Source organism: Micromonospora sp. BL1 (genome assembly GCF_003667485.1).
In the GTDB taxonomy this organism is placed as follows: domain Bacteria; phylum Actinomycetota; class Actinomycetes; order Mycobacteriales; family Micromonosporaceae; genus Micromonospora; species Micromonospora tulbaghiae.
In genome coordinates this window covers 1-18,207 of record NZ_RCVK01000224.1, presented here as the reverse complement: position 1 = coordinate 18,207, position 18,207 = coordinate 1, and the positions used below count along the sequence as shown (strand labels likewise).

General features: G+C 74.6%; 19 protein-coding genes. 9 read left to right on the top strand and 10 right to left on the bottom strand.

All coding sequences use genetic code 11. The features are described 5' to 3' along the window. The coding region (locus EAD96_RS13510) for a glycoside hydrolase family 5 protein (RefSeq protein ID WP_147457870.1) at positions 1–951 on the top strand (951 nt) is incomplete at its 5' end. Between the two features lie 44 nt (positions 952–995). Here EAD96_RS13510 and EAD96_RS13505 read toward each other — a convergent pair. Then, entirely contained in the window at positions 996–1,898 is a 903-nt protein-coding gene (locus EAD96_RS13505) for a diiron oxygenase (RefSeq protein WP_120570056.1), read from the bottom strand. Between the two features lie 48 nt (positions 1,899–1,946). Between EAD96_RS13505 and EAD96_RS13500 the strand changes: the two genes are divergently transcribed. The 4 genes from EAD96_RS13500 (at position 1,947) to EAD96_RS13485 (ending at position 4,434) form a co-directional block, all read left to right on the top strand. After that, positions 1,947–2,663 (top strand): TetR family transcriptional regulator, encoded by a 717-nt coding sequence (locus EAD96_RS13500; protein WP_120570057.1) that lies wholly within the window; start codon positions 1,947–1,949, stop codon positions 2,661–2,663. After that, positions 2,660–2,929, top strand: a complete 270-nt coding sequence (locus tag EAD96_RS13495) for a DUF4873 domain-containing protein (protein WP_121684503.1) — start codon at positions 2,660–2,662, stop codon at positions 2,927–2,929. The genes EAD96_RS13500 and EAD96_RS13495 overlap by 4 nt, the downstream gene beginning before the upstream one ends. Before the next feature lie 21 nt (positions 2,930–2,950). Then, positions 2,951–3,589: a YdcF family protein gene (locus tag EAD96_RS13490; RefSeq protein ID WP_120570059.1), complete on the top strand. Its 639-nt coding sequence runs from the start codon at positions 2,951–2,953 to the stop codon at positions 3,587–3,589. Between the two features lie 83 nt (positions 3,590–3,672). Beyond that, positions 3,673–4,434, top strand: coding sequence for a glycosyltransferase family 2 protein (locus tag EAD96_RS13485; RefSeq protein WP_121684502.1), 762 nt, complete (start codon positions 3,673–3,675; stop codon positions 4,432–4,434). Here EAD96_RS13485 and EAD96_RS13480 read toward each other — a convergent pair. From EAD96_RS13480 to EAD96_RS13465, 4 genes are all read right to left on the bottom strand, one after another. Beyond that, on the bottom strand, positions 4,394–5,167 hold the full coding sequence (locus EAD96_RS13480) for an SDR family oxidoreductase (RefSeq protein WP_121684501.1): 774 nt from the start codon (positions 5,165–5,167) through the stop codon (positions 4,394–4,396). The genes EAD96_RS13485 and EAD96_RS13480 overlap by 41 nt on opposite strands. Before the next feature lie 5 nt (positions 5,168–5,172). Beyond that, the gene (locus tag EAD96_RS13475; protein ID WP_091428126.1) at positions 5,173–5,295 is read right to left on the bottom strand and encodes a ribosomal protein bL36; all 123 of its coding nucleotides are present in this window, start codon (positions 5,293–5,295) and stop codon (positions 5,173–5,175) included. Between the two features lie 122 nt (positions 5,296–5,417). Continuing rightward, positions 5,418–6,707 carry a PHB depolymerase family esterase gene (locus tag EAD96_RS13470; RefSeq protein WP_121684500.1) on the bottom strand — a complete coding sequence of 430 codons (1,290 nt, stop codon included), beginning with the start codon at positions 6,705–6,707 and terminating at the stop codon, positions 5,418–5,420. Between the two features lie 128 nt (positions 6,708–6,835). Beyond that, positions 6,836–7,921 (bottom strand): DUF4037 domain-containing protein, encoded by a 1,086-nt coding sequence (locus EAD96_RS13465; protein ID WP_121684499.1) that lies wholly within the window; start codon positions 7,919–7,921, stop codon positions 6,836–6,838. 99 nt (positions 7,922–8,020) lie between these two features. On the opposite strand from EAD96_RS13465, the gene EAD96_RS13460 reads away from it, so the two are divergent. Then, positions 8,021–8,944: a 5'-3' exonuclease gene (locus EAD96_RS13460; RefSeq protein ID WP_121684498.1), complete on the top strand. Its 924-nt coding sequence runs from the start codon at positions 8,021–8,023 to the stop codon at positions 8,942–8,944. 8 nt (positions 8,945–8,952) lie between these two features. Here the strand turns inward: EAD96_RS13460 and EAD96_RS13455 are convergent, their stop codons facing one another. Together EAD96_RS13455 and EAD96_RS13450 are read right to left on the bottom strand one after the other, a co-directional pair. Beyond that, positions 8,953–9,840: an MHYT domain-containing protein gene (locus tag EAD96_RS13455; RefSeq protein WP_091428121.1), complete on the bottom strand. Its 888-nt coding sequence runs from the start codon at positions 9,838–9,840 to the stop codon at positions 8,953–8,955. A gap of 165 nt (positions 9,841–10,005) precedes the next feature. Further along, positions 10,006–12,786: an RNA helicase gene (locus tag EAD96_RS13450; RefSeq protein ID WP_121684497.1), complete on the bottom strand. Its 2,781-nt coding sequence runs from the start codon at positions 12,784–12,786 to the stop codon at positions 10,006–10,008. 103 nt (positions 12,787–12,889) lie between these two features. On the opposite strand from EAD96_RS13450, the gene EAD96_RS13445 reads away from it, so the two are divergent. Both EAD96_RS13445 and EAD96_RS13440 read left to right on the top strand, forming a co-directional pair. Beyond that, entirely contained in the window at positions 12,890–13,636 is a 747-nt protein-coding gene (locus tag EAD96_RS13445) for an HAD family hydrolase (protein ID WP_233585727.1), read from the top strand. A 55-nt stretch (positions 13,637–13,691) separates the two neighbouring features. Continuing rightward, complete coding sequence (locus EAD96_RS13440; RefSeq protein WP_121684496.1) at positions 13,692–14,663, top strand: DMT family transporter; 972 nt, start codon at positions 13,692–13,694, stop codon at positions 14,661–14,663. On the opposite strand, the gene EAD96_RS13435 is transcribed toward EAD96_RS13440, so the two are convergent. The 3 genes from EAD96_RS13435 to EAD96_RS13425 all read right to left on the bottom strand — a co-directional run bounded on the left by EAD96_RS13435 (position 14,626) and on the right by EAD96_RS13425 (position 17,128). Further along, positions 14,626–15,552, bottom strand: coding sequence for a diacylglycerol kinase family protein (locus tag EAD96_RS13435; protein ID WP_121684495.1), 927 nt, complete (start codon positions 15,550–15,552; stop codon positions 14,626–14,628). The genes EAD96_RS13440 and EAD96_RS13435 overlap by 38 nt on opposite strands. A gap of 107 nt (positions 15,553–15,659) precedes the next feature. Continuing rightward, positions 15,660–16,310, bottom strand: a complete 651-nt coding sequence (locus tag EAD96_RS13430; protein ID WP_233585716.1) for a fasciclin domain-containing protein — start codon at positions 16,308–16,310, stop codon at positions 15,660–15,662. 119 nt (positions 16,311–16,429) lie between these two features. Next, complete coding sequence (locus EAD96_RS13425) at positions 16,430–17,128, bottom strand: hypothetical protein (RefSeq protein ID WP_120570070.1); 699 nt, start codon at positions 17,126–17,128, stop codon at positions 16,430–16,432. A gap of 197 nt (positions 17,129–17,325) precedes the next feature. On the opposite strand from EAD96_RS13425, the gene EAD96_RS13420 reads away from it, so the two are divergent. Further along, on the top strand, positions 17,326–18,207 hold an 882-nt coding region (locus tag EAD96_RS13420; protein ID WP_121684494.1), incomplete at its 3' end, for an ABC transporter substrate-binding protein.

Genomic DNA, 18,207 nt, shown 5'->3' with positions numbered 1-18,207 from the left:
CCGCCGACCGGCACCACGCCGGTCGCGATCAACGGCCAGCTCCAGGTGTGCGGGGTCAACCTCTGCAACCAGTACGGGCGGCCGATCCAGCTACGCGGCATGAGCACGCACGGGTTGCAGTGGTTCGCCAACTGCTACACCGACGCCTCGCTGGACGTGCTCGCCAACGAGTGGCGGTCCGACCTGCTGCGCATCTCCATGTACGTGCAGGAGCAGGGCTACGAGACCAACCCGTCCGGCTTCACCAACCAGGTGAACACGCTCGTGGACAAGGCCGAGGCCCGGGGCATGTACGCCCTCATCGACTTCCACACGCTGACGCCCGGTGACCCGATGTACAACCTGGACCGGGCCAAGACGTTCTTCGCCAACGTGTCGGCGCGCAACGCCGCGAAGAAGAACGTGATCTACGAGATCACCAACGAGCCCAACGGGGTGAGCTGGTCGACCATCCGCGACTACGCCGAGCAGGTCATCCCGGTGATCCGGGCCAACGACCCGGACGCCGTGGTCATCGTCGGCACCCGGGGCTGGTCCTCGCTCGGCGTGTCCGAGGGCGGCAACTCCGACGAGATCGTGAACAACCCGGTGCGGGCGCAGAACATCATGTACACGTTCCACTTCTACGCCGCGTCGCACAAGGACAACTACCGCAACGAGGTGCAGCGGGCGGCGAGCCGGCTCCCGCTGTTCGTCACCGAGTTCGGCACCGTCACGTACACCGGTGACGGCGCTGTCGACACCGCCAGCAGCAACGCCTGGCTCGACCTGCTCGACCGGTTGAAGATCAGCTATGCGAACTGGACGCTCTCCGACGCCCCCGAGGGCTCGGCGGCACTGCGGCCGGGCACCTGCACGTCCGGCTCGTTCGGCGGGACGTCGGTGCTCACCGAGTCCGGCGCGTACATGCGCGAGCGCATCCGCACCGCCGACAACTTCCCCACCTCCTGACCGGGCGGCCGGCGGCGATCCTTTCCCCTTCGGGTCGCCGCCGGTCAGCCCTCCACCAGCCCGGCCCGGCGCCACAGCACCCGGCCCGGCCCGGCGACCAGGCCCAGTTCGGTCAGGTGGTCGGCGATCCGCTGCGCGGACCAGCGCAGCGTGGCCCGCCAGTGCGGGTTGGCCCGCGCCGCGGCCCGGCCGGCCGCCGGGTCGATCCCGACCGCCGCGTACGCCCGCGGGTGCACCAGGCGCCGTGTGATCGAGTACGCGGCCCGGCCGATCACCAGCCGCGCGTACGCCAGCGCCACCGGCCCGGCCGCCTCGACCTGCCGGGTCAGCTCGTCGCGGGCGAAACGCACGTGCCGGGCCTCCTCCACGACGTGGATGCGCGACACCATCCGGATCAGCGGCTGCAACGACTCGTCGGCCATGATCTCGCGCTGGAACGAGTCGAGGATCTCCTCGGCGATCAGGATGGCCGCGTACATCTGCGGGCCGGTCGCGGTGGACTTGAGCCAGCGCCCGAGCAGGTGGTCGAACGGCTCGGCGCGGTAGACCGGCGCGCCCGCGGCCTCGATGAGCCGGCCGAACATGATGGAGTGCCGGCACTCGTCGGCGACCTCGGTGAGGGCGTACTGGGCGTGCCGGCTGGTCGGGTCCGCGTCGTAGTACTGCCGGATCAGCATCTGCATGAGGATCGTCTCGAACCAGATCCCGGCGCTGGCCGCGCTGGCGACCTCGTGCTTGGTCAGCTCGACCCGCTGGTCCTCGGTCATGGCGTCCCACAGCGGTGTGCCGTAGAGGCTGCTGCGCGTCGGCGGCAGCCAGTACGCGCCGGGCACCGGTGGTGCCGACCAGTCGATGTCGACCATCGGGTCGTAGCTGGTGCGCACCGAGGCGGAGAGCAGGCGATCGGCGACCGCCTCGCGCGGGAATCCGGCCGTCGTCCGCTCCATGACCCCTCCATATTGACGTAACTTCGAGTAACTGTTACGAGTGGTAGCATGCGACGGACCACCACCGATGTCAATGGCCCCGACGCTCCACCGGAGCCGGCCGCACCCCGCTCCGGCGGGCGGCGCGACCGCTGGGCCGACCACCGCGAACAGCGGCGGCAGGAACTGATCGCGGCCGCCGTGCAGGCGCTGCTGCGGCACGGCCCGAGCGTCGACATGGACCAGGTCGCCGCCACCGCCGGGGTCAGCAAGCCGGTGCTCTACCGCTACTTCGCCGACAAGGCGCAGCTCTGGCTGGCGGTCAGCGAGGTGGTCGCGGCGCGCGTGGTGGCCGCCATCGCCCCCGCGGTGGAGCAGGTACGCGAGGAGCGGGCGCTGGTCGAGGCGACGATCGACGCGTACCTGAGCGTGGTGGAGTACGAGCCGTCGCTCTACCGGTTCCTCGTGCACGAGTCCGGGCATCCCGGCATCCAGCAGGTGGTCACCGGCACCAGCCGGCAGGTCGCGACCGGGCTGGCCCGGGTCATCGGCGACCGGCTGCGCGCGCTCGGCCTCGACGCCGGCCCGGCCGAGCCGTGGGCGTACGGGCTGGTCGGGTTCGTGCAGGCGGTCGGCGACTGGTGGACCACGCACGGGCAGCCGATCCACCGGGCCGCGCTCACCGAATACCTGACCACGCTGCTGTGGAGCGGCATCGAGGGGGTCCGCCGGGGCGCCGACCTGCCACCGGAGCTGACCCGCGCGCACGAACGGATCGACAGGTGACCTGGCAGGGCACGGCCGAGATCGCCGGCACCTCGGTACGGCTGCACGCGGGCGGGCGGTTCGAGCCGGTCGACGGCCGCTACCACTGGGCCGGCCGGGTCGAGCCGGAACCGCGCCTGGTGCGGCTGCTGCGCTCCGGCCGCCGGGACGTGGAGGTCCGGATCGGCGAGCGGGTCACTCGGGCCCGGCTGGCCGAGGTGGACCCGTGGGGCGGCGTCCGCATCACCGGCGTCGGCACGCCGCCCTGGCCGCCGGACGACGAGTGATCCGGCCCGTACCGTGAAGGGATGACGCCTCCCGCCACAGTGCTGCTGGTCTTCGGCCGCGGGGTGGTGGCCGGCGACGACGGCTACCGGCTCACCGCGGAGAGCGTCGCGCGCACCGAGGCCGCGGTGGCCTACGTCCGCGCGCACGCCGAGGCGTTCCGCCGCGCGCCGGACGCCCGGGTGGTGTTCACCGGCGGCTGGCCGCACGGCCCGGCCGGCGCGCCCGCCCCGCCCGCCGGATACCGGGAGGCGGAGCTGATGCGGGCGCTGGCGCGCGACGCCGGGCTCGACGCGTACGCCCGCTCGGCCGCCGAGACCCGCTCCCGCACCACCGTGCAGAACCTGGCGCACACCGTTCAGGACGGGCTGCTCGGCGCGGCGGAGTTCACCGCCCAGCGGCCACTCGGGCTGGTCTCCCACCCGTGGCACCTGCCCCGCGTCCGGCTGCTCGCCGCGCGCGTGCTCGGGCTGTCCGGCCGGGCGCTGGCCGACGTGCCGGTGACCGCGCCCGACCCGGTGCCCGTCCGGCGGGAGCGGGCCGCCCGCGCGTTCAGCCGGATCGGCTTCCTCGGCGTGCGTACCCCGGAGGCGTCGCTGCGCCGCGAGCGCGCGCTGACCCGCGCCGCCGACCGGATCGGACGCCTCACGCCCCGGCGGTGATTCGCCGGAGTGGGCGCGGGGTACGACGGTCCTCGATCGACCCGGCGGGCCGTGCCGGCGGGCGAGTCCACCCGGGAGGTTCCGTGATCGTGCTCGTGCCGGTGTACCGGCCCGGTGACCGGCTTCCGCCGCTGGTCGGCGACCTGCGGGCGGCGCTGCCCGGCGCGGACGTGCTCGTCGTCGACGACGGCAGCGGCCCGGCCGCCGCCGGGGTGCTGGGCGCGGCCCGCGCCGAGGGGGCGACGGTGCTGCGGCGCCGGGTCAACCGGGGCAAGGGCGTGGTGCTGCGCACCGGCTTCCGGTACGCCTCGGCGCACCGTCCCGGACGCGACGTGGTGTGTGTGGACGCCGACGGCCAGCACGGCGTGACCGACGTGTGCCGCGTGGCGGAACGGATGCGCGTCACCGGGGCGCCGACGCTCGGCGTACGCCGCTTCGACGGTGAGGTCCCGGCACGCAGCCGGTTCGGCAACGCGGCGACCCGGATGGCGTTCCGGCTGGCGACCGGCCTCGACGTGCGCGACACCCAGACCGGGCTGCGCGCCTACCCGGCCGCCCTGCTCGGCTGGCTCACCACCGTCCCGGGTGACCGCTTCGAGTACGAGATGGCGGTGCTGCTGCGGCTGGTCCGTGCCGGGGTGCCGGTCGAGCAGGTGGGCATCGCCACCCACTACGACGGCGACAACTCGGGTTCGCACTTCTCCGCGCTCGCCGACTCGGTGCGGATCTACCGCCCGCTGGCCGCCTCCGCCGTCGCCCGCCTGGCGGGGCGCTCCGAGGTGGACGCCGTACCGGCCGCCGCCGTCACGACGTCGCGTCCCACACCTGCGACTCGAACTCCCTGAGCTGGTCGCGCAGCGACGGCGGGTACGCGGTGCGGTACGGGTGCTCCCCGGCCGGCACCACCCGGACCATCTCGTCGATCATCTCCTGCGGATCGCGCTGGTGGCCGAGGTAGTCGCCGAAGTCGGGCCGGGGCAGCAGGGCGGCGGACTCGTCCCACCACTGGGACATGGTCTCCACGCCGGTGTCGTTGTACCCGGTCCGGTACGGGCCGGGGTTGATCACCGCGACGCGTACCCCGCGTGGTTCCAGCTCGCCCTTCATGGCCCAGGCCAGCGCCTCGATCGCGTGTTTGGTGGCGGCGTAGACGCCGATGAAGGGCCGGGTCCGCACGCCCACCGCGGAGGACACCCAGACCACCTTCCCCGCGCCCCGGGCCAGCATCGGCGGCACCAGTGCCTGCGCCAGGTGCAGGTGGCCGAACACGTTCACCTCGAACGACCGGCGGACCCGGTCCATGGGGATCTCCACCAGAGCGCCGGCTTCCTGCACGCCCGCGTTGAGCACCAGGACGTCCACCCGGTGCCGGGCGGCGGCGGCCCGGTCGGCCGGGTCGGTGACGTCCAGCTTGATCGCGTCCAGCGCTACGCCCGCCCGCTCGGCGTCGGCCCGCAGCTCGCGGACCTGCGGCCAGACCTGCGCGGCGGCGATCACGCGGTGGCCCTCGCGGGCCAGCCCGAGCGCGGTGCCCCGGCCGAGCCCGCTGCCGGCCCCGGTGATCAGGATGTCGGCCATCGGGCTCAGCCCTGCCGGGCCTTCTGCCGCCGGTCGGCCTTGTTGAGCACGAACAGCTTGCCCCGGCGCCGGACCACGATCGAGCCGGCCTTGCGCTTGAGCGCGCGCAGGGAGCTTCGGACCTTCATATCCGCTCCTTCGGTTCCCGCCGGTGTCCGTCCGGCACGGGTACCCGCCGCCGGTGCGGTCATGCCCGGCCGCGCCCGCCCCGGTCGGGACGGGCGCGGCCGGGATGCCGCTGCGGCCCCGCTCAGGCGGCCGTGCAGGTGCTCCCGTTGAGCGTGAACGAGGCGGGCCTGCCGGTGTTGCCGGTGTGGGTGGCCTGGAAGCCGATGTCCACCGAGCCGCCCGGCGGGATCGACGCGTTGTAGGACACGTTGCGGGCGGTCACCGCGCCGCTGGACGGGCTGTACGTGGCGTTCCAGCCTCCGGTGATCGTCTGACCGCCCGGCAGTGTGAACGCGAGGTTCCAGCCGTTGATCGCCGTGGTGGACGTGTTGGTGATCGTCACGGCGGCGGTCAGGCCGTTGTTCCAGGCGTTCACCACGTACCCGACCCGGCAGGCGCCCGACGGCGGCGGCGTGGTCGGCGGCGCGGTGGTAGGCGGCGTGGTGGAGTCCAGGCCGAAGAAGCGGATGGCCTGCGCCGCGTCGACCGGCAGGTTGTGCGTGACGCCCTGCATGCTGATCGCCTCGACGGTCGCGGTGCCGCCGGTGCCGCCGTAGCGGGTACGCGTGTAGCCGGCCTGCGGGCTGTCCGTGTACGCCGGCGTCTGGCTCAGCCCGTTCACGTTCGTCCACTGGTCGATCTGCTCGCCGAAGTTCGGGTAGCGCAGCGTCTCGTCGTTGGTGCCGTGCCAGATCTGCATCCGCGGGCGCGGGCCGGTGTAGCCGGGGTAGGCGTTGCGCACCAGGTCACCCCACTGCTGCGGGGTCTTCAGCACCTGGCCGTTGGCGCACTCGCTGTTCCACTCCGAGCCGTTGGTGGTGGCGAAGCAGCCGAACGGCACACCGGCGAAGGCGGCACCGGCGCGGAACACGTCCGGGTAGTCGCCGAGCAGCACGTTCGTCATCATCGCGCCGGACGAGGTGCCGGTGGTGAAGATCCGCTGCGAGTCGACCGGGTAGCGCTGCCGCACGTAGTCAACCATCGACTTGATGCCCACCGGGTCGCTGCCGCCGTCGCGGCGCAGCGCCTGGGGCGAGGAGACGTCGAAGCACTTGCTGCTGCGCGTCACCGACGGGTAGACCACGATGTAGCCGTACCGGTCGGCGAGCGCCGCGAACTGGGTGCCGGAGTACATGGCCGGGCCGCTGCCGGTGCAGTAGTGGTTCACCACGAGCAGGCCGGGACGGGCCGCGACGGTGTCCGGGACGTACAGGTACATCCGCAGGTTGCTCGGGTTGGTGCCGAAGTTCGTCACCTCGGTCAGCGCGGCGGCCGAGGCCGGCCCGGGGACGGCGAGCGCCGCCCCGACGGCGAGCCCGGCCGCGGCCAGCGCCGCGCCGAGCAGCCGGAGTCTGCTCCTTCTGGACAGCATGCGTTCTCCTCGGATGGTGGGAACGCCGCGTGGCGCGGCGTTCTCGCCGGCGAGGCGCCTGCGACGGGCGGCCCGGACCCTCGGAGACGAGATAGACAGTCGCGGATCGATGCGACTCGAATCGGAGTCTAGGCCCCGGCCTGCGGGCCGACAACCGCCACGGCCACCCGGCGGGCACGGTCCGCGTGGGTCAGCACGTCCACGCTGTCCACGTACTGGTCCACCGCGCCGACCGGCGGCCGGTCGCGCAGCTGCGGGTCGGTGATCGCGGCGCGCAGCGTCTCGACGAACCGGCAGGCGTGCAGCACCAGGAACGGCCGGTCGTGGAACGGCCGGGCGGAAGGGTCCACCGGCGGCGCCGGCGCGGCGTCGTTGGTCCAGCCGGCGACCGTCTCCAGCGCCCGGACCAGGCCGGGCTCCCGGGCCGCCCAGTCGCCCGGGCCGAGCGCGGCGGCGAGCCCGTCCACCACCGGCGCCGCGTCCGGCAGCGTCGCGAACACCGTGCCGAGCCATTTCGCGTACGGGGGCCAGCGCCGGTGCAGCAGCAGGCCGAGGCGCATCAGGTCCCGGGCCAGTCCGGCGACCACGACCCGGCTGCCCAGGTCGTCGCCGACCTCGGCGCAGCGGCCGGCCAGGTGCTCGGCCTGCGCGACCCGCTGCCACCCGGAGGCGAGCACGTACCGCCACACGTCGTCCGGATACCAGGCCAGCCGGGCGCGGACGTCGGTGAGCGCGCCGTCGAGCCCGTCGTGGAACACCGCTCCCCCGGTCAGCTCGGCCAGCCGCTGCGTCGGCGTCGCCAGCCAGTCCGCCGCCGTCAGTCCGGTGCGCGGGTCGGCGCCGAGCCGCTCCCGCAGCCATCCGCCGAGTTCGTCCACCGTCACGCCGTGCCGGTCGCCGTCGGCACGGACCGTGCCGAGGCGCGCCTCCGGCCCGCCCGCGTAGCGGGTCGGCCAGCCGAGGAACCGCGCCGGCAGCTCCGCGTCCAGCGCCGCCCGGACCGGCGCGACGTCGTGCGCGGCCGCCACGAAGAGCTGGGTACGCGGACCCCAGTCGTGGTCGGTGGAGCGCGGCGTGTCGAGGCCGAGCAGCTCGGAGCCGCCGTCGAGCAGACCGGCGGAGTACGGCAGGCCGGGCAGCCGCCGCGCCAGCAGCGGACCCACCACCTCGTCGTGGAACCGGCGGGCCAGGGTCAGGCCGGGTACGAAGCTCACCCCGCCAGTCTGCTCATGCCGCGCCCCGCGCGCGCCCGGGTTTCCGGCCCGGCGGTCGCCTCCCCCATCTCGTCACAGGGCTGTGGAAGGCTTGTCCGCGTGGCACAACGACAGCCGATCCTCCTGATCGACTCCCCCAGCCTCTACTTCCGCGCCTACTTCGGCATTCCCGAGTCGGCCGCGAAGACCGGCGACGGCCAGCCGGTCAACGCCGTCCGCGGCTTCCTCGACATGCTCGCCCAGCTCGTGCGCACCCGCCGGCCCGACCGGATGATCTGCGCGTTCGACCACGACTGGCGGCCGGCGTGGCGGGTGGAGCTGCTGCCGTCGTACAAGGCGCACCGGGTCGCGCCCGAGGGCGGCGAGGTCGTGCCGGACACGCTGTCCCCGCAGGTGCCGATGATCCTGGAGGTGCTGGACGCGCTCGGCATCCCGGCCGTGGGCGCCGACGGATACGAGGCCGACGACGTGCTCGGCACGCTCTCGGTGACCCAGCCGGGCCCGGTCGAGGTGGTCTCCGGCGACCGCGACCTGTTCCAGCTCGTCGACGACGCCCACCCGGTACGCCTGCTCTACGTCGGCCGGGGCGTGGCCAAGCTGGACGACTGCGACGACGCGGCGGTCCGCACCCGCTACGGTGTGCCCGCCGACCGGTACGCCGACTTCGCGGCGCTGCGCGGCGACCCCAGCGACGGGCTGCCCGGCGTGGCCGGGGTGGGCGAGAAGACCGCCGCCCGGCTGATCGACCGCTACGGCGGGCTGGACGGCATCCTGGCCGCGCTCGACGACCCCCGCTCCGGTTTCGCGCCCGGGCTGCGGGCGAAGCTCGACGCCGCCCGGGACTACCTGGCCGTGGCGCCGAAGGTGGTCCGGGTCGCCACCGACGTGCCGCTGCCCGAGCTGGACCCGGCACTGCCCACGTCCCCCGCCGACCCGGACCGGCTGCTGGAGCTGGCGCAGCGCTGGAACCTGGCCGGCTCGTGCCGCCGTCTCGTCGACGCACTGGCCGGCGACCGATCGTGATCAGTTGATCACGATGGGCGGTCGGTGCTCCGCCGGGACGGGAACTGCGCGCCGGGCTGCGCCAGCGTCGACCGGGCCCGCAGGCCGACCGGGTCCGGCGCGGGTTCGGCGGCCACCGTCTGCGGCCCCTCGTCGAGCCGCGCGCTGACGTACGCGGCCCCGGCCCGGTCGTCGTCGGACGGCGCGGCGAGCAGCGCGTAGACGAGCCCGACCACGCCGAAGACCACCGCCAGCACGATCGGCACCAGCAGCCCGCTCACCTCGGTGCCGGAGGCCGGGCCGCGGCTCTCGTGCAGGTGCACCGACAGCGCGCTCATGCCGGTGAAGTGCATGCCGTTGACCGCGATGCCCATGACCAGCGCCGACGCGGCGATGGCGATCCCCCGGCGGACGGTCATCGCCAGCCAGAGCGCCACCGTGGCGGCCACGATCGCGATGACCACGGACAGCGTCACCCGCAGCGGGTCGTAGCCGAGCGAGCCGTCCAGGCGCATGGCGGCCATGCCGGTGTAGTGCATGGCCGCCACCCCGGCGCCGGTGAAGAACCCGCCGGCGATCAGCCGGGGCGCGGCGAGCCGGCCGGTGCCCACGATCGCCAGCCCGATGCCGACCGCCGCCACCGCGATCGCCGTGCTGGCGGCCGTCAGCGGCACGTCGTAGCGGATCCGGGTGCCGCCGACGGCGAACCCGAGCATCGCCATGAAGTGCATGGCCCAGATGGCGGTGCCGCCCAGCGCCCAGGCGGCGAGCAGGCCCCACCAGGCCCGCTGGCCGGCGCTCGTGGCGGTCCGGATCCGCCCGGCGCAGACCAGCCCGAGTGCCGAGCCGAGCACCGACAACGCGTAGCTGAGCGCGGGTGTGATCCATCCGTACTCGAAGTGATTGATCTCGCCCACGACGCCCTTCCCTCACCCTCGGCTCAGCGCGACCCACGGCGCCCGGGGCAATGATGGGATAGGCCCTGGCCAGGGCGTGCATCGACCCCCCGACAATTCGCGGGGTGGTGCCGCCGTGACACAGCGATGCGTCGATTTCCGGCAATCGCTGACCGAAAGTGACCGTCAGGCGGAGGCGTGGTAGGCCAGCACGCCACGGTTGACCGCCGCGATGGCCTGCCGGGCGGTAGAACGCAGCTCGGCCGAGGCGCCGCCCGAGTCGGCGACCTGCCCGAGCAGGTCGACCACCTGACGCGCCCAGCGGACGAAGTCGCCGGCCGGCATCTCCCCGTCGATCTGGTGGCCGCTGGCCAGCACCTTCGCCAGCGCCTCGCCGCGCGCCCACCGGTAGATCGGCCAGGCGAAGCCGAGATCCGGTTCCCGGGTCACGGCCAGGCCGCGCGCCGCCTCGTCCGCCTCGATGTCGCCCCACAGCTTCAGCGTCTCGTCGACCGCGTCGGCCACCGCGCCGCGCGGCAGCGACGCCCGCTCGTCGACGTCCCGCCGGGCCTCGAACACCACCACCGACACGGCGGCGGCCAGCTCGGCCGGGGACAGGCCGTCCCACACCCGGCGGCGCAGGCACTCGGCCACCAGCAGGTCCGCCTCGGTCCAGATCCGGGCCAGCATCCGTCCGGCGTCGGTGACCTCGCCGTCGGCGGCCAGGTAGCCGCGCGCCGTCAGCAACGCCACGATCCGGTCGAAGGTACGGGCTAGCGAGCCGGTCCGCCCGGACACCCGCTCACGCAGCTCCTCGGTGTCGCGTTCCAGCCGGCGCCGCCGCTCCGCCCAGCGGGCGTGCTCCTCCCGGTCCGGGCAGGCGTGACACGGGTGGGCGCGCAGCTCGACGCGGAGCTGGCTGAGCCGGTGGTCCTCCCCCGCCGCCTGACGGGACCGGCCGCCCCGCCGGCCGCCGTGCCGGTCCAGGCCGGTGCCGCTGACCGCGGCGGCCAGATCCCGCCGGGCCGCGGGCGATCGGTGGTTGAAGTGCTTCGGCACCCGGATGCGGGTGAGCACCTCGGCCGGAGTGGTGAAGTCGCCGGGGGTGACGCGTCCGGCCCAGCGGTCCTGGGTGAGGACCAGCGGCCGGGGCTCGCCGAACCCGCCGGTGGCCGGGTCCAGCACCACCGCCAGTCCGGCCCGCCGACCGGACGGCACCCGGATCACGTCACCGACCCGCAGCCGCTCCAGCGAGGCGACGGCCGCCGCCTTGCGCTGGGTCTGCCCCTGCCGGGCGATGGCGCGTTCCCGGTCGGCGATGGCCACCCGCAGCGCGAAGTACTCGTCGAAGTCGCCGTGGTGGCAGGCGGCCTCCGCGCCGTACGCGTCGATGGTCTCGGTGTTGCGCTGCACCTGACGGGCCAGACCCACCACCGACCGGTCGGCCTGGAACTGCGCGAACGAGGACTCCAGCAGTTCCCGGGCCGGCGCCGCGCCGACGCTGCCGACCAGGTTGACGGCCATGTTGTACGACGGCCGGAAGCTGGAACGCAGCGGGTAGGTGCGGGTGGAGGCGAGCCCGGCGACGTGCCGGGGGTCGGTCTCCGGCGACCAGACCACGACCGCGTGGCCCTCCACGTCGATGCCCCTGCGGCCGGCCCGGCCGGTGAGCTGGGTGTACTCGCCGGGGGTGAGGTCGACGTGGGCCTCGCCGTTGAACTTGACCAGGCGTTCCAGCACCACGCAGCGGGCCGGCATGTTGATGCCCAGCGCGAGCGTCTCGGTGGCGAAGACGGCCTTGACCAGCCCGCGGACGAACAGCTCCTCTACCACCTCCTTGAACGCCGGGAGCATGCCGGCGTGGTGCGCGGCCAGCCCGCGCTCCAGGCCGTCGAGCCACTCCCAGTAGCCGAGCACCGACAGGTCCTCGCCGGGGATGGCGGTGACCCGGGACTCCACCACCCGGCGGATCTCGGCGCGTTCCTCCGGCGAGGTGAGGCGCAGCCCGGCGGCGAGGCACTGCTGCACGGCGGCGTCGCAGCCGGCCCGGCTGAAGATGAACAGGATCGCCGGGAGCAGTCCCTCCCGGTCGAGCCGGTCGACGATGTCCGGGCGCATCGGGCCGCGCCAGCGGGGGCCGCGCCGCCCGCCGCCGGGACCGGCGCTGCGGCCCTCGCCCAGCTCCAGCCGGCGCATCGTGTCCCGGGTGTAGCGCAGCAGCTCGGGGTGCACGTCGTGCTTGCGGGCCGCGTCGGCGTCGTGGAACAGGTCGAACATCCGCTTGCCGACGAGCATGTGCTGCCACAGCGGCACCGGCCGGTGCTCGGAGACCACCACCGCGGTCTCGCCGCGCACGGTGACCAGCCAGTCGGCGAACTCCTCGGCGTTGGAGACGGTGGCCGACAGCGACACGAGCGTGACCGACTCGGGCAGGTGGATGATCACCTCTTCCCAGACCCCGCCGCGGAACCGGTCGGCCAGGTAGTGGACCTCGTCCATCACCACGTACGCCAGGCCCTCCAGCGTGGCCGAGCCGGCGTAGAGCATGTTGCGCAGCACCTCGGTGGTCATCACCACCACCGGCGCGTCGCCGTTGATCGCGTTGTCGCCGGTGAGCAGGCCGACGTGCTCGGCGCCGTAGCGGTCCACCAGGTCGTGGTACTTCTGGTTGGACAGCGCCTTGATCGGCGTGGTGTAGAAGCACTTGCGCCGGGTGGCGGGCGCGTCGCCGCCGGGCCGGCCGCGCAGCGCCAGGTGCACCGCGAACTCACCCACCACGGTCTTGCCGGCGCCGGTGGGAGCGCAGACCAGAACGCCGCTGCCCCGCTCCAGCGCCTCGCACGCCTCGCGCTGGAAGTCGTCGAGATCGAACCCGAGATCCAGCGAGAATTCGTCCAGGGCCGGGAAGGCGGAGGCCTGCGCGGCCCGGCGGCGCGCCGCGGCGTACCGCTCGGCGGGGCTCGACATGGATCCAAGATTAATCGGTGCCGCCGAGGAGTACCGGTCAAGGCCATCCGGCAGGACGGTCGGAGCGGTCGGTAGGGTGCACGACGTGCCGGACCGTACCGAACTGCCCCACGTCTCGAGCGGCGCCGACGACGCCGTCCGCCCGGGCCCGTCCCGCCGGCCGGTGGAGGCGGTGCTCTTCGACTTCCACGGCACCCTCGCCCAGGTGGAGGAGCCGCTGGCCTGGGTGCTAGCCGCCGCGTCCGCCTGCGGCGTCGAGCTGGACCGGATCCGGGCCACCTCGCTGGCCGACCGGCTGCTCACCGCCGGGCGTGCCGGCGGCCCGCTGCCGGCGCGGGTGCCGCCCCGGCTGGCCGAGCTGTGGGCCGACCGCGATCTCTACCCGCACGCGCACCGGGGCGCGTACACCGGGCTGGCCGAGACCGTGGACACCGGCATCGACGGGTTCGCCGACGCGCTCTACGAGCGGGTGCTGGTGCCCGAGGGCTGGGTGCCGTACCCGGACACCGCCCCCGTGCTGGGAGCGCTGCGCTCCGCCGGGGTGAAGGTGGCGGTGGTCAGCAACATCGGCTTCGACCTGCGGCCGCTGTTCGCCGCCTGGGACTTCGACGCGCTCGTCGACGCGTACGCCCTGTCGTACGAGGTGGGGCGCTGCAAGCCGGACCCGGGCATCTTCCTGCGGGCCTGCGGGATGCTCGGCGTCGACCCGGAGCGCACGCTCATGGTGGGCGACACGCCGGCCGACGCGGGTGCGGTGGCGGCCGGGTGCGGGGTGCTGGTGCTGCCCTGCGCCGACGCCGGCCGCCCCAACGGGCTCGGCGCGGTGCTCGACCTGGCCGGGGCCGCCTGAGCGCACACCCCCAGCGGCGCGAACCCGTCGCGGCGCACCGGCTACCGTCAGGGGCATGACCGGTGCCCACCCCTTGCCGCCGCGTGCGCCGGGACGGCTCGGCGGGGTCGCGCTGGTGCTCGGCGGGGCGCTGTCGGTGCAGTTCGGCTCCGCGCTGGCCGCGCTGCTGTTCCCGCGTACCGGGGTGGCCGGGGCGGTGACGCTGCGGCTGACCATCGGCGCGCTGCTGATGCTCGTGTTCTGCCGGCCGCGGGTACGCGGGTACGGGCGCCGCGACTGGGCGGCGGTGCTGGCGTTCGGGCTGGCCCTGGCCGGCATGAACTCGATCTTCTACCAGGCGATCGAGCGGATCCCGCTCGGCCCGGCCGTCACCCTGGAAGTGCTCGGCCCACTGGCGCTGTCGGTGATCGCCGCGCGCCGGGTGGCCGCCTGGTGCTGGGCCGCGCTGGCGCTGGCCGGGGTGGTCCTGCTCGGGCAGGGCGGGTTCGACCGGCTCGACCCGGCCGGCGCCGCGCTGGCGCTGACGGCGGGCGCCATGTGGGCCGCGTACATCGTCTGCTCGGCGCGGATCGGGGCGCGGTTCCCCGGCGCCGACGGGCTGGCCCTCGCCCTGACCGTCGCGGCGCTGCTCACCCTGCCGTTCGGGCTGGCCGACGGCGGCGGTCGCCTCGCCGACCCGGTGGTGCTGGGGCTCGGTACCGGGCTGGCGCTGCTCGCCTCGGTGCTGCCGTACAGCCTGGAACTGGCCGCGCTGCGGCGGCTGCCGACCGCGACGTTCGCGGTGATGATGAGTCTCGGCCCGGCGATCGCCGCGGTGGCCGGCTGGCTGGTGCTCGGCCAGGCGTTGCGCCCGGTCGAGGTGCTCGCCATCGCGCTCGTGGTGGCCGCGAGCGCCGGTGCGGTCCGCGCCGCCGCGCCGCCTCCTGCCGCGCCTCCGCCTTCGCCGCCGGCCGTTCCCGGCGAGCTGTCTCAGGCGGACCTGGCCGGGGTCAGCGCAGCAGCCGCAGCGCCGCCGGCACGGCGGTGACGGTCACCGGCAGGTCGAGGGAGCGTTCCCCGTCGGCGTACGTGGTGATGCCCTCGGCGGCCAGCTCCACCGTCCGCGCCCGGTGGACGCGCGCCAGCGGGTGCGTGACGTGGGTGCCCCGGTAGATCTGCGGCTTGACCCGCATCAGCGTGCGCCTGTCGAAGCGCCCGCCGACCACCACGTCCAGCAGGCCGTCGTGCGGGTCGGCGTCCGGGCAGATCCGCATGCCGCCGCCGTAGCTGGCCGTGTTGCCGACCGCGACCAGCACCGCGTCCACCTCCTGCGCCACCCCGTCGAGGACCAGCCGGTAACGGCGTGGCCGCAGCCGGGCCAGCTCCACCACGATCGCCAGGTCGTACCGGCGAGGGCCGCGCGGCCAGCGCATCCGGTTGGCGCGTTCGTTGACGATCGCGTCGAAACCGGCCGCGAGCACCGCACCGAACCAGCGGTCGGCCTCCCCGGGCCGGGACAGCCGCGCCAGGTCCACCGGCCGGGCGCGGCCGGCGGCGAGCGCCGCGGTGATCACCTCGACGGCGGCCGTCGGGTCGGCCGGGAAGCCGGTGTCCACCGCGAAGTCGTTGCCGGTGCCCGCCGGGACCGGCCCGAACGGCACGTCGGTGCCGGCGACCGCCTGCAACGCGCGGTGCATCGTGCCGTCGCCGCCCACCGCCACGAGCGCCCCGGCACCGCCGGTGACCGCGGCGTGGCACGCCGCCTCCGCCTCGGAGGGGGTACGCGCGCGCAGCAGCTCGACCGGGCGGCCCGCCGCGGCGAGGCGCTCCAGGATCCCGGGCAGCAGTCCGCGGTGCCGCCCCCGGCCCGCTGTCGGGTTGGCGAGCACGGCGACGGGGCAGGGCGGGACATGATCGTGCGCGGTCACGGCGAGCACCGTACGGCACGGCTCGCGCCGCCCACCAGAGGCAGGTCAGGCGGCGAATGTCCGGCGCACGCCGACGGCGCCCGGCAGGGGGTGCCGGGCGCCGTGGCGGGGGTGGGTCAGGGCAGGTCGATCGGGCGCAGCACCCGGTCCACCGCGTGCGCGATCTGCTTGTTGCCCTTGTTGATGTCGTACCGAACCACCCGCGCGTTGCGGTCGCTGGTGTCGGCGTCGACCAGGCGCACCTCGCGGCCGTACCAGCAGCGCTTCACGTCCACCTCGACGGTGGCGCCGAGCGCGGTGGTCAGGTCCGCGCCGTCGGCCTTCAGCGCCGCCTTCCGGTCGATCGTCGCGCCGGGCACGACGTGGTAGAGCAGGACGTCCTCCACGGTGTCGACGCCCAGGCCGGCGACCGCGTCGAACGCGGCCTTCTCGCCGGGCAGCTTCCTCGCGGCGGTGATGTCCCGCACCAGCTCGCGGAACGCGTAGTCGTTCGGCACGAACGCGGTCAGCGCGACGGTGCCGTCGGTGAGCACCTTCACCGGCGAGTCCGGCTTGGCCTGCAACACCGTCAGGACCGCCTTCGTGAGGACGTCGAAGTCCCGCGAGTTGCGGTCGAAGCCGCTCTTGTCGGCGGTGAGCACTGCCGCCAGCGACCGCGTACCCGGCTGCTTGGCGCCGGCCTGGGCGGGCACGGCGACGGCGGTGGTGGCCACCGCCGCGGCGGTGGCGCCCACGGCCAGCCGGGCGGCGAGACGAGCGATGTTCATCGGGGAGCCTTTCGTCGAAGCGACCAGGTCCGTGACTGTCGTCACGACCATTGCTTCGCCCCGACCGTCCCCGGTGGATGCACCCGGATCGACCGACTTCGGATCGACGGTGTTGCGCCTCAGCGGACCACCAGCGGCTTGCTCACCGACGGCACGCCGTCGCCCTTGACCTTCAGCGACCAGTCACCCGCCGCGCCCAGCGTCACCACGGTCTCGGCGGTGCCGTTGGCCTCGGCCTTCATCTCGGCGACCCGCTTGCCCTCGGGGTTGAGCACGTACAGCGTCCGGGCCCCGGCGGTCTTGTTCGTCACCTTGAACGCGAGCTTCTCGCCGGGCTCGGCGATCAGCGCGTCCACGCCGTTCATCGCGTCGTCGGTCAGCTCGATCGTCACCGACCGGTCGTAGGCCACCTCGGCCGCGGCGCTGGCGAGATTGCCGTCGTCGGAGACGGTGATCCGGGTCCGCACGCCGTCGCCCTGCCGGCCCGGCTTGCAGGCCACCTCGTACGTGCCGGTCTGCAGCGACGCGCGCAGGTCGCCGGTGCGGCCCGCCGGCACGTCCGCGACCTCGGCGATCACCTTGGTGAAGGCGTCACCCTCCCGGCCGTAGACGTAGACCCCGGTGGCCTGCTGACCCCGGTTGGTCACTGTGAACGTGACGGTGCCCGGCGTGAACAGCGTGGTGGTGACCTCGCAGCTGGTGTCGGTGGCGGTCACCGGCACCTGCTGGCCTTTCGGCGCGGGCTCGTCGTCACCGCAGGCGGTGAGCGCGGTGGCCGCGCAGAGGACGGTCAGGACGGCGGCGGTACGGCTCTTCATCGGGTTCTCCGGAGCGCAGGTCAGACGGGCTGACCGGAACGGGGCGCCGACGCACCCCGGCACACCGCCCGGGGGGCTCGGCGGAGTCAGCAGAGTCTAAGCGGGTACGGCGTCCCGGCAAGGCCCGAGGGCGGCCCGATGTCCGGTCCGGACCGGCCCCGGGGCGGGGCGGTCCGTCCGCGGGGCATGATGGCGGCATGCGGCTGGTCTCCCTGCTCCCCTCCGCCACCGAGATCGTGTACGCGCTCGGCCTCGGTGACGACCTGGTCGGCGTCACGTTCGAGTGCGAGGTGCCAGCGTCGTACCGGTCGGGCACCACTGTGGTCGTCGGCGGCCGGGACACCCGGGGCATGAGTCCCGGCAACATCGACGCGTACGTCCGGGCGCAGGTGGCGGCCGGTGCCGACCTCTACACGCTGCACGCCGGCGCGCTCGCCGGGCTGGACCCGGACCTGATCCTCACCCAGGACCTGTGCCGCGTCTGCGCGCTCCCCTCGGGCCGGGTCGCCGACGCCGTGGAGCACCTGGGGTGCCGGGCCGACGTGCTGTCGCTCGACCCGTACACCCTCGACGACGTGCTGGAGTCGATCCGCGCGGTGGGCGCGGCGGCCCGGGTGCCGGATCGCGCGGAGGCCCTGGTCGACGGCCTGCGTGCCCGGCTCGCGGCGGTCGGCGCGGCGGTGGCGGGCCGGCCCCGGCGGCGGGTCGCGGTGGTCGAATGGGTGGACCCGCCGTTCGGCGCCGGGCACTGGATCCCGGACCTGGTCGACGTCGCCGGCGGCGAGCCGGTCGCCACCCACCGGGGCGCCCGGTCCGCGCCGACCACCTGGGACGCCCTGCGGGCCGCCCGCCCCGAGGTGGTGCTGGTCGCGCCGTGCGGGTTCCGCCTCGACGGCGCGGCCGAGCAGGCCGCCACGGTGGCTGGGCACTTCCCGGACGCGCAGGTGTGGGCGCTGGACGCGGACGGGCTGATCGTGCGCGCCGGCCCGCGCCTGGTCGACGGCGCCGAGACGATAGCCGCGATCCTGCACCCCGAGTCCGTCCCCCCACCCCACCCCGAAACAGCCCACCGCCTAACC